Consider the following 13,480-nt stretch of genomic DNA (forward strand, 5'->3'; position numbering starts at 1 on the left):
CATCTGCGAGGCTTGGCCCCGCGTGCACCTCGAAATGCCCCTCATCATCGGCCTGATGGTGGCCGCCAGCTCCCTCGCCATTGCCGCCAAGCGCGTGCGGATTCCGTACAACGTCGCGCTGGTGGTGGGTGGCCTGCTCCTGTCCGTGGGAGGAATCATCCCCGGCATGCCTCCGCTCAACCCGGAGGTTGTCTTCCTCGTCTGCCTGCCGCTGCTGCTCTTCGAGGGCGGCATCACCGCGGACGTGACCAACGTGCGCGCCAACCTGCTGCCCATCGCCACCCTGGCCACGCTGGGCATGGTGCTGGCCATCGCCGCCACCGGCGCGGCGCTCCACTACACCCTGGCGCTCGCCTGGGGGCCCGCGCTGCTGCTCGGGTCCATTCTCGCCGTCACCGACACCGTCTCCATCCTCTACGCCTTCCGCCGCGCTCCCGTGCCCCGGCGCCTCTCCGGCATCATGCAGGGCGAGAGCCTCTTCAACGACGGCACCGCGCTCGTGGCCTACGGGACCATCTCCGCCATCGTGGTGGGCGGCACGTCCTCGTTCTCCCTGCCGCTCATCAGCGCCCAGGTGCTGGGGGCCACCGTGGGAGGCCTGGCCATCGGCCTCACCCTGGGCCTGGTGGCCGGCTTCGTCATCCGCCGCACCGAGGATCCGCTCGCGGAGATCATGGTGACCACGGCGCTGGCCTTCGCCGCCTTCGTCATCGGCGAGCAGCTGCACCTGTCGGGTGCCATCGCCGCGGTGACGGCGGGCCTGGCCACGGGCATCAACCTGCGGCGCCATGTGGCCCCGCAGAGCCAGGTGGCCATCCACACCTTCTGGGAGTACGCCGCCTTCGGGGTGAACACCTTCCTCTTCCTCTCGATGGGGCTCACCACCCGGCCCGAGCAGCTGGTGCCCTACCTGCCGCAGACGCTGGTGGCGGTGGCCTGTGTCTTCGCCGGGCGCGCGGTGGCCATCTACCTGCCCTTCCTGCTGCTGCGCTGGCTGCGCCCCTCCGAGGCCGTCCCCCTGCGCTGGCAGCACGTCTTCATCCTCGGCAACATCAAGGGCGCGCTGTCCATCGGCCTGGCGCTCGGCCTGCCGGAGAACACGCCCTCGCGCGAGATGCTGGTGGCCATCGCCTTCGGCGTCTGCTTCCTGTCCCTGGTAGTGCAGGGGTTGATGCTCACGAACATCCTCAAGCGGCTGGGCCTCTTCCAGGAGGATCCAGTGGCCTACGCGGTGGCCGAGCAGCAGGCGCGCCTCATCGCCAGCCGCGCCGCGCGCCAGGAGTTGGAGGAGCTGCACGACCAGGGGCTCATCCCCCGCGCGGCCTATGAGCACCTGCGCAGCGACTACCAGGTGGGCATCGCCAGCGCCGAGCGGGAGCTGCGCCGGCTCAGCGAGAAACACCTGGCGCAGGGGGCGAAAATCCTATTGGCCACGCGCCGCCGCCTCATCGACGCGGAGCGCACGGCGCTGCTGTCGGCCCGGCGCGCCGGTCTCATCCCCGAGTCCACCGCCGAGGCGCAGCTGGCGAAGCTGGACACGCGCACGCTGGAGCTGGAGCACGTGCTGTCGAGTGCCCAGGAGGACGAGGTGGGCAGCGGGAAGCTGGACACGCGCATGCCGGAGCCGAAGCACGTGCTGTCGAGCGCCCAGGAAGACCAGGTGGGCAGCGGGAGGAAGGCGTCATGAAGATCATCATCGCGGGCGGTGGACGGGTGGGCGGGGCGCTGGCGGCGCGGCTGGTGGCGGAGCAGCACCAGGTGACGGTGGTGGAGAGGGATCAGAACACCTGCCACCGGCTCTTCGAGGACATCGGCGTGGTGACGGTGTGCGGGGACGCGAACGACCCGTGGGTGCTGGAGTCGGCGGGCATCCATGGCGCGGACATCGCGGCCGGGGTGCTGGCGCGCGACGCGGAGAACCTGGCCTTCGCCACGCTGGTGCGCTCCATGAGCAGCGCGCGCGTCATGGTGCGCATGCTGGACAGCCGCTACCGCCCGGCCTACCGGCTCGCCGGGGTGAGCGAGCTGGTGGAGGAGGCCGAGGTGGTGGTGGCGAAGATGACCACGGCCATCGACTTCCCGCAGGTGGCGGGCTCGCTGCCGCTGGCGGCGGGGACGGCCATCCTTTTCGAGCTGGAGGTGAGCACGAAGGCGCTGGTGGCCGGGCGCACGGTGGCCCAGGTGCGCGCGTCGCCCGAGTTCCCCCGCGAGTGCGTGTTCATCGGCATCGTGGACCCGGAGGGCCGCATCACGCTGCCGGACGGGAACACGGTGCTGCGCGCGGGGCACACCATCATCCTCGTGGCGCGCCGCGCCGAGCTGGCCCGCGCCGTGGAGTTCCTCACCGCCGAGCCCCAGCGCCAGGCCGACTCGCCACTCGCGGAGATGTTGCGCAAGGTGGACTTCCTCGTGCCCCTCAACGACGAGCAGCTCACCACGGTGGCGCGCGGTGCCGACTACCAGCGCAAGGAGACCGGAGAAACGATCTTCAAGAAGGGCGATGCGGGAGAGGCCTTCTACGTCGTCGTCTCCGGCGAGGTGAACCTGCTGGCCGAGGGCGGGCGGCTGGTGGAGGTGGTGAAGCCCGGAGGTTTCTTCGGGGAGATCGCCCTGCTCACCGGCGAGCCGCGCGCCACGAGCGCCATGGCCGCCACCGCGTGCGAGCTGGCGGCGGTGGGCCGCGAGGACTTCCGGGGGGTGGTGATGGCCAACCCCGCCGTGGCGCTGGAGATGAGCCGCATCCTCGGGCAGCGGCTGGCGAAGATGGCCCAGCAGGACCGCGCGCCCCAGAAGCGCAAGGGGCTGTTCGGCCGCTGAGCGCGGGGCTCCGGGCCCGCCCCTCAGGCGGCGAGCTGGAGCCGCTCCTGGGCCTTCGCGAGCGCGTGTGCCGCGCGAACCAACAGCTCCAGGGTGTGGTGCACCTTGCCGGCATCCTCGAGGAAGGTGGAGGTCTGAAACGCGAGGCCCACGTGGTCGCCCTGCACGAAGCTCACGCCCTCGGGGTTCACGAGGCCGCGGAGCGCCTGCTGGACGTCCGGATCCTGGATGAGCTTCCGGCCCGCCTCGACATGGGCGCTCTGGAAGATGTGGGCCTTGTCGAGCACGGGCTCTCCCGCCTTGAAGACGTTGAGGGCGCCGACCGTCTCGAGCAACGACGCCCACTTGCGCGGCGCGGCGACGAAGTCCCGGGGCAGCTTCCCGGGCACGGCCACCCGCATCACGTACACCGTGCTGTTCTCCTTCACGCCCCCCAGCTTCTCGCCCGCCTCCGTGCCGATGCGCACGGCCAGGCCCTCGCGCTCTCCGGTGAGGGTGCCCCCCCTCTCGTACGTCAGTCCGAGCGGCCCGGCCATGAGGGCCCAGGCGGCCTGCCGTTTCTCCTCCCGCATCAGGGCCTTCCGGTTGCCCCAGGCGACGAGGGGGTAGAGACCCGCCATGACAACGATGAAGACGATGAGCTCCCTCTGGCCCCAATCCAAGATGTCCATGACGCGCCCAGCATAGCGCGCCGCGGCCTGGCCCGCGCTGGGGGCCCTGAACGTCCAGCATCACAAGTTGACGCGCCGCGAGTGTCCATCGGCGCACCCGCCGGGCGCGCTCCCCCTGGTGTCCCGGGTGTGCCCCCTCCATAGCGTTGCCCCCGTGCGGGCAATGGCACCGCCAGAGGAGAGCACCATGAGACACGTCGCGAACGCACTGCTGCTCGTTGGAATGCTGTGGGCCGCCCAGGGACAGGCCCGCGACAAGACGATGGACTTCCGGGGGATGACGTTCTCCACCGACCCGAAGCAGTTCGTCGAGCGGATGCTCTACCTGCACGGGGAGATCATCGACGAGGGCCGGATGGCCCAGCGCAACAGCCAGTCGCAGCAGGTGAAGGAGCTCTCCGAGACGCTGGTGAAGAGCCACCAGGCCTTCGATGACCGGCTGAAGAAGCACCTCAAGGAGCAGAAGCTGCAATCCGGCGCATTCAAGCCCAGGACGGACGAGGAGCGGAGCACGCTCGCGTCCGAGAAGTCCACCGAGAGCAAGCTCAAGACGCTCTCCGGCGAGGCGTTCGATCAGGCCTTCCTCGCCGCCCAGGTGAGTGACCACGACCGGCTGCTGCTGAGCGTCCTCGCGGGGCAGCAGATGTTCTCCGGACAGCCGCTCGCCGCGGTGCTCTCGGAGATGCAGCCCGAGCTGCTGAAGCTGCGCGAGCAGGCCTACCAGCTCCTGGGCCAGCAGGCGGCGAGCCTCGGCACGGGTGGCGCCGGCACCGGCACGGGCGGTGACGCCAAGGACAGCGGGAAGAAGTAACCCCCTGGGGAGGAGCCGGGGTTCACGCCGGGGGCGCGCGCCGGCCCGTGAAGGCCAGGAGCCACGGGCTCCGCCGCCGGGACGTGAGCAGGAACACCCCGCCCAGCGCCGCCACGCCGAGCCACGCGCCCACCCATCCGGCGGGCGTCGTCCCGGGCTCGACGGTGAAGGTGTACTGCCCGGGGAGCAGCCGCACTCCGAGCAGCCCCTGCTCGGAGAAGGTCTCCAGGGCCCGCTCCCCGTCCCCGGTGGCGCGGTAGAAGTCATAGGCCACCAGGGGCAACACGAGCGGACCGCCCTGGGGCGCATCGACTCGCACGCTCCACCGTGAGCCCTCGCGCTCCGCCCCGAGCACCTGGATGTTCCCGCTGGGCTCCGGTGGCTGGGACACGCGGTACACCCACTGCTTCACGGGGTGGGCGCGAGGCAGGTACTCCCCGGTCGCCGTGTACCCGCTGGCGCCATTGCGCCGCAGCGTCCAGCGGTTGATCGCCGCGTCATCCCAATCCGCCACCAGGCTGTTGGTGCGCTGGTAGGGCGGCGTGGACACGGCGAGCACCAGCGCCGCGCTGGTGATGACGGCGCCCAGGCGCGGGCTGATGGGAGCGCGGGCCAGGAAGAGCCCGGCGGCGGCGAGCGAGAGGAACGCCGTCACGTTGAGCAGGCGCCAGGGGAACTGGATGGCGCTGAACGCCGTGGGCAGCACACTCAGGAACGGGAGCGGGGCCGCCATGAAGAGGAGACAGCCGGCCCACAGCACGGCCAGGGTCTTCGCGAGCGAGGTCAACCGCGCGTCTCCCACCGCCAGGCCACGCCTCGCCACCACGGTATAGGCAGCCGCCGCCAGCGCGAGCACCACCCACTGGCCCGGCCCCAGGGAGAAGCACATGCTGTCGAATTCGAAGGTGGAGACGCCGTTCCACCGGTTCGGGTGCTCGTCGAACCACTGCCACGGCCGGACGCGGTGGCCGTGGACGAAGCCGGGCACGCTCCGCATCACCTCCGGCACGCCCGCCCACACGTCCGCCAGGGCGAGCTGCGAGGGGAGGAAGTGCCAGAGCGTCAGGGCCCCGCCCAGGAGCCCTCCTCCGGCCACGCGCCCCGCGCCGCGCCAGCCGAGCCAGGAGCGGCAGCCCACCAGCCCCAGCGCGCACAGGCCGAGGAAGTAGAGGGCCAGCACCGCATGGGTGAGCAGCAGCGCCGCCACGGAGAGGGGAAGGAGCCAGGACAGCCGCCCGCGCGCCGCCGTCCACCATGCCCCGGTGAGCACCAGCGGGTACCAGACGAAGGTCCACGCCTCCTCGAGCGCACCGAGCACGAACACATTCACGAAGCGGTACGGCAGGGAGACGTAGAGGAGGGCCCCCATGAGGGCGAGCCAGCGCCTCCCGGTGAGCGCCATGCCCATGCCGTACATGGCCCACCCGGAGAGCAGCACCGACAGCAGGAACGACGCGTTGACGCCCACCACCATGTCGCCGGTGCACAGGCCCAGGAAGGCGGACAGCCAGTACGCGAGCGGGGGGTGGAAGAACGGGAAGGCGGCGCCTCCTCCCGCCACGGCGTCCGGGAAGACTCTCGGAGGGAAGTGCCCGGCGGCGAGCTCCACGGCGTATTGGTGGACGCGCAGGTACAGCCAGAAGGTCTCGCGGCTCTGGAAGCCCAGCTCCGAGAGGACCTCGAAGAAGAGGTAGAGCACCAGGAGGAGGATCAGCGCGGCGGCGCCCCCATGCGCGGCGAGTGCCCGCCAGCGCGCGTGCGGAGTGGAGGCCGGGGCCGTCGTCATCGGGATGCTCATCCAGCCTCCATCTTTTCAATGGAGCGGGGCCGGGTCCAGGCACGGTGGGAAGAACACCCGCCAGCGTGCGAGCGAGCGGGCGAGCTTCCCTGGCCCCCCGTCATCACGCGTGGACCGAGGGCCGCGCGGGCTCCAGCGGAGGAGGAGGCGGCGTCGGGTCGATCTCGATGGCATCCACGTAGCACCAGCCCCAGTGCTCGCCAGGCTCCAAGGAGCGCATCAGCGGGTGTCCCGTGGCCTCGAAGTGCTTCACGGCGTGCCGGCCGAAGGACGCGTCGCAGCAGCCCACGTGGCCGCACGTCAGGCACATCCGCAGGTTGTGCCAGCGCAGGTGCAGGGCCATGCACGCCTCGCAGCCCGGTGTGCGGGGCAGGACGTCGTGGCGCAGCTGCTCCAGGTGCGAGCACGTGGTGGCCGTGCCGCGCCGCAGTCCCCCCATCGTCCCCAGCATGCGCCGGGGCCCGGAGACGGGGCCGTGCTCGGGGACGCCCTCGTGGCGCAGCGCGGCCAGCAGCTCGTTCATGGCCTCCTCCGCCACCCCGCCCGAGTGCAGCACTCGCGTCACCGCCTCCAGTGCCGTCTCGAACTCGCCGGCCACGATGTCGCTCGCACCCCGCTGGTGCAGGTCTCCGATGTCCCGCAGCCGCGGCACCTTCACCAGGATGGGCACGTCCGGCGACAACCTCCGCGCGGCCGACACTGCCCGCTGCGAGCCCTCCGGGTCACTGATGAGCAGCACCAGCGCCCGCGCCCGGTGGATGCCCGCGCGCTCCAAGATCTCCGGGCTGGTGATGTCGCCGTAGTACATGACCTCGCCGCGCCGCCGGGCCTCGGCCACCACGTGGGGATCCAACTCGATGATGACGTGGGGCAGGTTGCTGGCGCGCAGGGCCCGCACCACCATGCGTCCGGCGGTGCCCAGCCCCGCGACGATGAAGTGCTGGGAGAGCTCCTCGTGCTCGGGCTCCAGCCGGTGCGGCCCATGCGCGCCGAATAGCACCTCCAGGGGCCGCAGGTGCGCCACCCCCGCCGCCAGCCGGGGCGCGAAGCTCAGCGCCACCGGGGTCACCGCCATGGTGAGGACGCTCATGCACACGAAGAGATCCCGCTCCGCCCCGCTCAGCAGCCCCACGTGGAACCCCGCGTTGGCCAGCACGAAGGAGAACTCGCCGATCTGCGCCAGCCCCATGCCCGTCAGCACCGCCACCCGGAGCGGGAAGCGCATCACCAGGGCCCCCACCCCGCCGAGCACCGACTTGCCCACCAGCACCCCCACCAGCAGCGCCGCCACCTGCACCGGGTGCTCCACCACGACGCGCACGTCGAAGAGCATGCCGATGGAGATGAAGAAGAGGCTGGCGAACGTCTCGCGCAGCGGCAGCACGTCCGCCAGCGCCTGGTAGCCGTAGTCGCTGTCCGCCAGCGCCACCCCGGCCATGAAGGCCCCCAGCGCCAGCGACAGGCCCGCCAGCGAGGCCAGCCAGGCGATGCCCGCGCCCAGCCCCAGCACCGCCAGGAGGAAGAGCTCCCTCCGGCGGGTACCCACCACGGCCTTCAGCAGCGGCGGCACGGCCAACCGTCCGAGCACGAGCGTCGCCACCACCAGCAGCGCCGCCTTGGCCAGCACCCAGGCGATGGACGCCGCGCCCACCGCCTGCCCCGCCAGCAGCGGAATGGCGAGCATCATCGGCACCACGCACAAATCCTGGAAGATGAGCGCCCCGATGATGAGCCGCCCGTGGGGCGCCTCCGTCTCCAGGCGATCGCCCAGTGCCCGCAGCACGATGGCCGTGCTGGAGAGCGCCACCAGGAAGCCGAGGAAGATGCCCTTGCGCGGCGAGACGCCCAGCGCCGTGGCCACCGCCACCACGGCCAGCAGGGTGAGCACCACCTGGAGGCCTCCTCCCAGGGTGAGCACCTTCCACAGCCGCCTCAGGCGCTCGAGGGAGAACTCCAGCCCGATGCCGAAGAGCAGCAGGGCCACGCCGAGCTCGGCCAGGGCCTCCAGGCGCCAGGTGTCGGGCACCCAGCCGAGGCCACTCGGGCCGATGAGCGCACCCGCGGCGATGAGGCCGGCGATGGTGGGCAGGCGCAACCGGCTGAGCGCCAGGACCACCACCACCGCCACTCCGAAGACGACCACCAGTTCCTGGAGGAGCTCGGGAGCCTGCATGGCGCACACCTCCTCGCGCCTCAGCCTCCCGTAACGGCCTCAGCGCTGGAAGTCCACGCCCAGGCCCAGGCCCGCCGTGAAGCCGTGGCGCAGGTGGCCCTCGGCCTGCGGGAAGTGCTCCCGGCCCGCCGTGACGAGCCCGTAGACGGAGGGCAGGAAGCGGTGGCGCACCGCGAGGGCCGCCGAGTAGCGCGGGTGCACGGTGAGGTCGGTGAGGATGACGCGCAGCTCGGCCACCGTCTTGCCGCCCGGCAGGTGCGCCTGGAGCATGGCGTCCGCGTCCACCCGGCCGGTGCTGACGAAGTACTCGCCGGACGCGCTCGCCGTCAGCTCCAGGTCCTCCGGCCCGAACGGGCTCACCGAGGCCGCGAACTCGCCGTAGCCGGAGAACGTCCCCGGCAGCAGCTCCTCGGCGAGCGGCTGCTCGCTCAGGCCCACGCCGGAGAAGCGCGCGAGCTCGTAGCCCGCGCCGAAGAAGCCGAAGCGGAAGCGGCCGCCCTGGCGCCGCGCCTCCAGCCGGCCCGTGAGGTCCACCATCTCCTTGGGCTGGCCGCGCACCACCAGGCCCAAGGCCGCGCCGTAGTCCGGCACCGACTCGACGAGCGTGTCCGCCCGCGCGCCCGCCGCCGCCTGCAGCCACAACTGCAGCGTGTCCTTCTTCACCACGCCCGCCTGGAAGCCCACGCTCGCCGCGGACAGCGCCGGCGTCTCACCGCCCGCCTTGCCGAAGTCATGCGCCACGTCCACCGACAGCAGGAAGCGGTCGAAGGCCGTGTCCTGGTCGCTCAGCACGCGGCCCAGGTCCAACCGCACCTCGGCGGCGAAGAGGCGCAGGGCCAGCACGTCGCTGGCGAAGAGCTCCACCCGGGTGGGCCCGAGGTACGCCACCACGTTGGCGCCCGCCGGGTGGTAGTCCGGTGAGATGCGGTTGTGGTAGCGGTTCACCAGCCAGCCCGCGCCGAGCGAGTAGGTGGAGAAGCTGCCCGCGCGCAGCTGCACCCGGCCATCGTCCCGGCCGATGCGCAGGTGGCGCAGAAGCTGGGCGAAGTCGCTGCGCTCGTCCCAGTCCTGGCGCCGCAGCCGGCCGCCGTAGTCCTGCTCCAGTTGCAGCGGCTCCTGGTCGAGCAGCCGCACGCGCAGCGGCGCGCCCAGCTCGAACTCGAACTCCTCACCGCCCTTCACGCCCAGGCGCGGGAAGGCGACTCCGAAGACGTCCATCGCGTTGGCACCCGTGCCCGAGGGCAGGGCCTGTCCGCCCACCTCGAGGGCCGCCTGGAACTGGATGCCCTCTTCCGCGGGCGCGGGAGGATTTTCGACGAAGGCCTTGGGGGCCTGATGGAGCACGGAGGCAAGAACGAGGGCACCAATCATGGCGCGTCACTCTACCGCGCTTCCCGCCCCCTGCCCGGTGACAGCACCGCGAACATGCGAGCGGCCCGCCTCCTCGGAAAATGAGCAGGCGAGCCGCTGGACCTCTTGCGCCATGAGATGGGCCTCGGCCCGCGTCCAGAGGGGGGCTCCGGAAGCGAGGCCCTGCCCCGGCCCCGCCCTTCCCCACTCCCCTCCTCGCCCCCGGCCTCCCCTGGACGCGGGCCGCTGCCCGAACCCGCGTCTCAACCCACGAAGACGATCTGCTTGCCAGTCGCCTCGGTCATGGCCCGCGACGACACCAGCTGCACGGCGGCCTTCGTCTCGCCCGCCACATCGAAGGCCGCGGCGATCAAATCTCCCAGCGTCACCTGCACCTTGCGCACCGGCCGGCTCGCCTTCGCCTTGGCCACCGCCCGCCCCGCCGTGCCCTTCACCTGACGCGCCACCTTCGCCACCTGTCCACCACGCTGGGTCTTCGCCATGGTTCGCCCTTCCCTCAAGTCTGTGTTGCCTGTCTCGTTGCCGACGCCCCACGCCGCCGCCCGACGTCAGACTCTCTGAGCAACCCGCGTGCCTGCGCACAAACCCTTGGAATCACTGGGCTCCCACAAGGTGAGAGTCTGGGGGGCCCCGTGCCAGGGACTGACTTTTCTACAGAAAGGGGGGTGGAGCCGCCCGGAACGAATGACCGGAACCGGCCCCCTCCCCCGCAGCGTCGTGCACCGCACGCTCGGCCCAGCAACCCCTGCCCAACCCCCCGGGGATGGCATCTACTCGGGCCTCTCCATTTCTCATCTGATGAGGTCCTCCTTGGGAGCCACCACCATGAACAACCGCGTCATCCCCCCCGATGTCCAGGTGTTGGGCCAGTCCATCATGGCGATGATCGGAGGCATGGAGCTGCTCAAGTCCCGGGCGATGAAGATCCTCGCGGACAACGGCATCCCCCAGCTGGAGCCGCAGGGGTGGTACCCCATGCGCAACGCGCTGACGGCCATCAAGAGCATCGAGGAGAAGATTGGCCCGGTGACGATGCGGGCGGTGGGCCGCAAGGTGCCGGAGCACGCGAAGTTCCCGCCGGAGATCACCACGCTGGAGCAGGCGCTGCGCTCGCTCAACGTGGCCTACCAGATGAACCACCGGGGCCAGCAGAGCGGCAACATCGGCGGCTACCGCTTCGACACGGCGGGGCACGGCGGGCGGATGGTCTGCGACAACCCCTACCCGTGCAACTTCGACCACGGAATCATCGAGGCGCTGTGCGAGCGCTTCCGGCCGAAGGACTCGGTCTGGGTGCGCGTGGAGCACGCGCCGCTGGGCTGCCGCCACAAGGGAGGCAGCGACTGCACCTACCTCATCAGCTGGTGAGGGTTACTTCGCGGGCGGCGAGGAGAGCACGATGATGAGCTCGCCGCCCACGTGCTTGCCGGCACGCTGGTAGACGGCGCCCTCGCGGCCCAGCTCCACGTCCACGGCGGACAGCTGCGGCACCTCGACGCGCAGGGTGGCGGTGTCGCCCTGCATGCGCAGCAGCTTGAGCGAGGCGTTGACGCCGTTGGGCAGCTTCACCTCGGTGGGCTCCTTGCTGTTCACCTCGATGGACTGCTGCGAGAGGCGCTTGAAGGAGGTGAAGTTGAAGTTCTGACGCTGGAACGTCTCCTTCATCTTCTGCAGCTGGGGCGGGTCCACCTCGGTGCCCTTGCGGGAGACGAGCACCACCTCCACCTCCACCTTGAGCTTCTGCTCCTGGGCCAGCGCGGCCCCCGGCACGAGGGCCAGCCCCAGCAGGGCCAGTACCGCCAGCAGGGCCCCCGGCATGCGCGTCGTCGTCCTCATAGCTCTCCTCCCTTGGGTGGATCTGCCTTGGCCGGGCCCTTCTTCAGCGGCTCGCCGTCGTCCACCTCGTCCGAGGTGTCGCCGGGCCTGGGCTCGGCCGCCGAGGCATCGTGCGCCGGAGCCGTGTCCTGGTCCACCACCCAGATGATGGTGTTGCCATCATCGGACTCGAGCACCACCGGGGCCACCTTGGCGCCCGCGGAGGCGCGCACGGCGCGCACCCGCATCCGGTCCGCGCCGTAGCCCATGGGGGCGTCGTTCTGGTGCATCACCAGGGGAATCAACACCAGGGCGAGCACCGCGGCGGTGGCCAGCGAGGAGACCATGGCGGTGCGGTGGTAGAGGAACAGCTCCGAGAGGGAGATGCGCACCCGCTCGAGGAGGGGGGGCCGCTCGGGCGTCACCCGGGCCATGACGCGCTGGGTGAAGTCCTTGAAGTCCACCTCGTCCACGGCCATCTCCAGCCCCACGCGCAGCAGGGCGGACTCGGCCCGCAGGTCGGCGGCGCGGCTGGCGCAGTCGCGGCAGGCGCCCAGGTGGCGCTCGACGTTGATGCGGTCAGCGGGGGACAGCTCCCCATCGATGTAGGGGGACAGCAGTGGGACGAAGCGCTCGCACGCGGGATTTCCGGCCATGTTCCTCACCCGGCGTAATGGGGGACGTGCGGGTTGGACGGGAGCGGGGCACCGATATTCCAGTCCCTTTCACTCACTGCCCACTCCACTCTTCGCCTCGTCCAACTCCAGGTATTCACTGAGGATTTTCTGCACCTTGGCGCGGGCGTGGAAGAGGCGGCTCATCACCGTGCCCTTGGGAATGTCCAGGGTGCGGGAGAGATCCTCGTAGGACATGCCCTCGATTTCGCGCAGCAGGAGGATGGCGCGGTGCTTCTCGGGCACGGCGGCGAGGGCCTCCTGAATCTTCTCGGCCAGCTCGCGGCGCAGGGCGCTCTTCTGGGGGTTGGTGCCCAGGCGGCTGCCCAGGGCGCCGATGCGGGCCTCGGACAGGTCATTGGCGACGGACTCGTCGAACTCCTCGGTCTCTCCGCCGGAGGCGCCTTTGCGGCGCATCACGTCGATACAGATGTTGACGGTGATGCGGTAGAGCCAGGTGTAGAAGGAGGAGTCGCCCTTGAAGTGGTCGAGGTACTTGTAGACCTTGACGAACGCCTCCTGGGAGACGTCCATCGCCTCTTCCTTGTCCTTCAGCATGCCCAGCGCGACGGCGTACACCTTGCGTTGGTAACGCTCGACGAGGAGCTTGAAGGCGCGCTGGTCTCCGCCGCGGACGCGCTTGACGAGAGTGAGATCGTCGGTAGCCAAGGGTGCGCCACCCTACCATGAGCGCCCCGCCCCCCAAGCAATAGTGCGCGGAGGCGGCCGTTCACCGGTGGGCGGCCACTCGGGCGGACAGGCCCTGCCGGTAACAGTCCGAGGCCAATGCCCGCATGAGCGGCGGAGAAGCAGGCGGGGAACGAGGTACGGGCGGTCTTGCTTCCCGCCTCGAACTGGACCTGATGCCCCTACGGCCTAGCCTGATTTACATGAAAAGCCTGAATCGGGCCTGGAGCCTGGGGATGTTGGTGCTGGGGAGCGTGCTCGCCTCGAGTTGCGCGATGGGCTCGCTCTCCCTGACGGACTGCCGGCCTGGAGAGCCCTCGACGAACTGCTGCATCAAGAAGTTCCCGTTGAGCCCGGTGGAGAGCTGCGCTGCCACCGTGCCGGAGGTGGACCAGGTTCTCGGAGACATGGTGTTGGACATGGCCGCGGAGCCCACGGCCGACGAGGCCGCGCAGAACGCCGCGGATGATTCCGAGGAGGACGACTTCGCCAACAACAAGGACCTGCCGGAGTGGAAGCAGCGGTGCATCAGAAACTACGTTGCCTGCAAACTGCGGCAGAACTGGATCGGGCCTTGCTACGAATGCCTCCGGCGATGCGAGGGGCAACAGGAATGGCCCATGGCCATGTGCAGGCCACGTCGGAGCAAGAAGGGGTGAAGCG

At 70.5% G+C, this 13,480-nt stretch carries 13 protein-coding genes; 5 read left to right on the forward strand and 8 right to left on the reverse strand.

Annotation, left to right across the window (positions count from 1 at the left end):
* Positions 1-22: 22 nt before the first annotated feature.
* On the forward strand, positions 23-1,687 hold the full coding sequence (locus NR798_RS42390; protein WP_375768296.1) for a cation:proton antiporter: 1,665 nt from the start codon (positions 23-25) through the stop codon (positions 1,685-1,687).
* Positions 1,684-2,817, forward strand: coding sequence for a cyclic nucleotide-binding domain-containing protein (locus NR798_RS42395; protein ID WP_375768297.1), 1,134 nt, complete (start codon positions 1,684-1,686; stop codon positions 2,815-2,817). The genes NR798_RS42390 and NR798_RS42395 overlap by 4 nt, the downstream gene beginning before the upstream one ends.
* A gap of 23 nt (positions 2,818-2,840) precedes the next feature.
* Here NR798_RS42395 and NR798_RS42400 read toward each other — a convergent pair whose 3' ends face one another.
* Positions 2,841-3,488 (reverse strand): hypothetical protein, encoded by a 648-nt coding sequence (locus NR798_RS42400; protein WP_375768298.1) that lies wholly within the window; start codon positions 3,486-3,488, stop codon positions 2,841-2,843.
* A gap of 187 nt (positions 3,489-3,675) precedes the next feature.
* Here NR798_RS42400 and NR798_RS42405 point away from each other — a divergent pair, with 187 nt between their 5' ends.
* Complete coding sequence (locus NR798_RS42405) at positions 3,676-4,299, forward strand: DUF4142 domain-containing protein (protein ID WP_375768299.1); 624 nt, start codon at positions 3,676-3,678, stop codon at positions 4,297-4,299.
* A 22-nt stretch (positions 4,300-4,321) separates the two neighbouring features.
* On the opposite strand, the gene NR798_RS42410 is transcribed toward NR798_RS42405, so the two are convergent.
* From NR798_RS42410 to NR798_RS42425, 4 genes are all read right to left on the reverse strand, one after another.
* Positions 4,322-6,097 carry a hypothetical protein gene (locus NR798_RS42410; RefSeq protein ID WP_375768300.1) on the reverse strand — a complete coding sequence of 592 codons (1,776 nt, stop codon included), beginning with the start codon at positions 6,095-6,097 and terminating at the stop codon, positions 4,322-4,324.
* Between the two features lie 103 nt (positions 6,098-6,200).
* Positions 6,201-8,270 carry a cation:proton antiporter gene (locus tag NR798_RS42415; protein WP_375768301.1) on the reverse strand — a complete coding sequence of 690 codons (2,070 nt, stop codon included), beginning with the start codon at positions 8,268-8,270 and terminating at the stop codon, positions 6,201-6,203.
* A gap of 39 nt (positions 8,271-8,309) precedes the next feature.
* Entirely contained in the window at positions 8,310-9,641 is a 1,332-nt protein-coding gene (locus NR798_RS42420; RefSeq protein ID WP_375768302.1) for a hypothetical protein, read from the reverse strand.
* A gap of 242 nt (positions 9,642-9,883) precedes the next feature.
* Positions 9,884-10,123, reverse strand: coding sequence for a chaperonin (locus NR798_RS42425; RefSeq protein WP_375768303.1), 240 nt, complete (start codon positions 10,121-10,123; stop codon positions 9,884-9,886).
* A gap of 343 nt (positions 10,124-10,466) precedes the next feature.
* Here NR798_RS42425 and NR798_RS42430 point away from each other — a divergent pair, with 343 nt between their 5' ends.
* The gene (locus tag NR798_RS42430; protein ID WP_375768304.1) at positions 10,467-11,009 is read left to right on the forward strand and encodes a hypothetical protein; all 543 of its coding nucleotides are present in this window, start codon (positions 10,467-10,469) and stop codon (positions 11,007-11,009) included.
* A 3-nt stretch (positions 11,010-11,012) separates the two neighbouring features.
* Here NR798_RS42430 and NR798_RS42435 read toward each other — a convergent pair whose 3' ends face one another.
* From NR798_RS42435 to NR798_RS42445, 3 genes are all read right to left on the reverse strand, one after another.
* Positions 11,013-11,477 (reverse strand): hypothetical protein, encoded by a 465-nt coding sequence (locus NR798_RS42435; RefSeq protein WP_375768305.1) that lies wholly within the window; start codon positions 11,475-11,477, stop codon positions 11,013-11,015.
* Positions 11,474-12,112: an anti-sigma factor family protein gene (locus NR798_RS42440; protein WP_375768306.1), complete on the reverse strand. Its 639-nt coding sequence runs from the start codon at positions 12,110-12,112 to the stop codon at positions 11,474-11,476. The genes NR798_RS42435 and NR798_RS42440 overlap by 4 nt, the downstream gene beginning before the upstream one ends.
* A 69-nt stretch (positions 12,113-12,181) precedes the next feature.
* Positions 12,182-12,799 (reverse strand): RNA polymerase sigma factor, encoded by a 618-nt coding sequence (locus NR798_RS42445; RefSeq protein WP_047860775.1) that lies wholly within the window; start codon positions 12,797-12,799, stop codon positions 12,182-12,184.
* 221 nt (positions 12,800-13,020) lie between these two features.
* Between NR798_RS42445 and NR798_RS42450 the strand changes: the two genes are divergently transcribed.
* Positions 13,021-13,476, forward strand: coding sequence for a hypothetical protein (locus NR798_RS42450; protein ID WP_375768307.1), 456 nt, complete (start codon positions 13,021-13,023; stop codon positions 13,474-13,476).
* Positions 13,477-13,480 lie beyond the last annotated feature (4 nt).

The organism is Archangium gephyra (genome assembly GCF_042230915.1).
Lineage (GTDB): Bacteria > Myxococcota > Myxococcia > Myxococcales > Myxococcaceae > Archangium > Archangium gephyra_B.

What these genes read in the sequence shown, in the direction of transcription:
- NR798_RS42405 (WP_375768299.1), top strand. Translation starts at nt 3,676, where the DNA reads ATGAGACACGTCGCGAACGCACTGCTGCTCGTTGGAATGCTGTGGGCC.
- NR798_RS42400 (WP_375768298.1), bottom strand. Translation starts at nt 3,488, where the DNA reads ATGGACATCTTGGATTGGGGCCAGAGGGAGCTCATCGTCTTCATCGTT.
- NR798_RS42430 (WP_375768304.1), top strand. Translation starts at nt 10,467, where the DNA reads ATGAACAACCGCGTCATCCCCCCCGATGTCCAGGTGTTGGGCCAGTCC.
- NR798_RS42435 (WP_375768305.1), bottom strand. Translation starts at nt 11,477, where the DNA reads ATGAGGACGACGACGCGCATGCCGGGGGCCCTGCTGGCGGTACTGGCC.
- NR798_RS42415 (WP_375768301.1), bottom strand. Translation starts at nt 8,270, where the DNA reads ATGCAGGCTCCCGAGCTCCTCCAGGAACTGGTGGTCGTCTTCGGAGTG.
- NR798_RS42450 (WP_375768307.1), top strand. Translation starts at nt 13,021, where the DNA reads ATGAAAAGCCTGAATCGGGCCTGGAGCCTGGGGATGTTGGTGCTGGGG.
- NR798_RS42410 (WP_375768300.1), bottom strand. Translation starts at nt 6,097, where the DNA reads ATGAGCATCCCGATGACGACGGCCCCGGCCTCCACTCCGCACGCGCGC.
- NR798_RS42440 (WP_375768306.1), bottom strand. Translation starts at nt 12,112, where the DNA reads ATGGCCGGAAATCCCGCGTGCGAGCGCTTCGTCCCACTGCTGTCCCCC.
- NR798_RS42395 (WP_375768297.1), top strand. Translation starts at nt 1,684, where the DNA reads ATGAAGATCATCATCGCGGGCGGTGGACGGGTGGGCGGGGCGCTGGCG.
- NR798_RS42420 (WP_375768302.1), bottom strand. Translation starts at nt 9,641, where the DNA reads ATGATTGGTGCCCTCGTTCTTGCCTCCGTGCTCCATCAGGCCCCCAAG.
- NR798_RS42425 (WP_375768303.1), bottom strand. Translation starts at nt 10,123, where the DNA reads ATGGCGAAGACCCAGCGTGGTGGACAGGTGGCGAAGGTGGCGCGTCAG.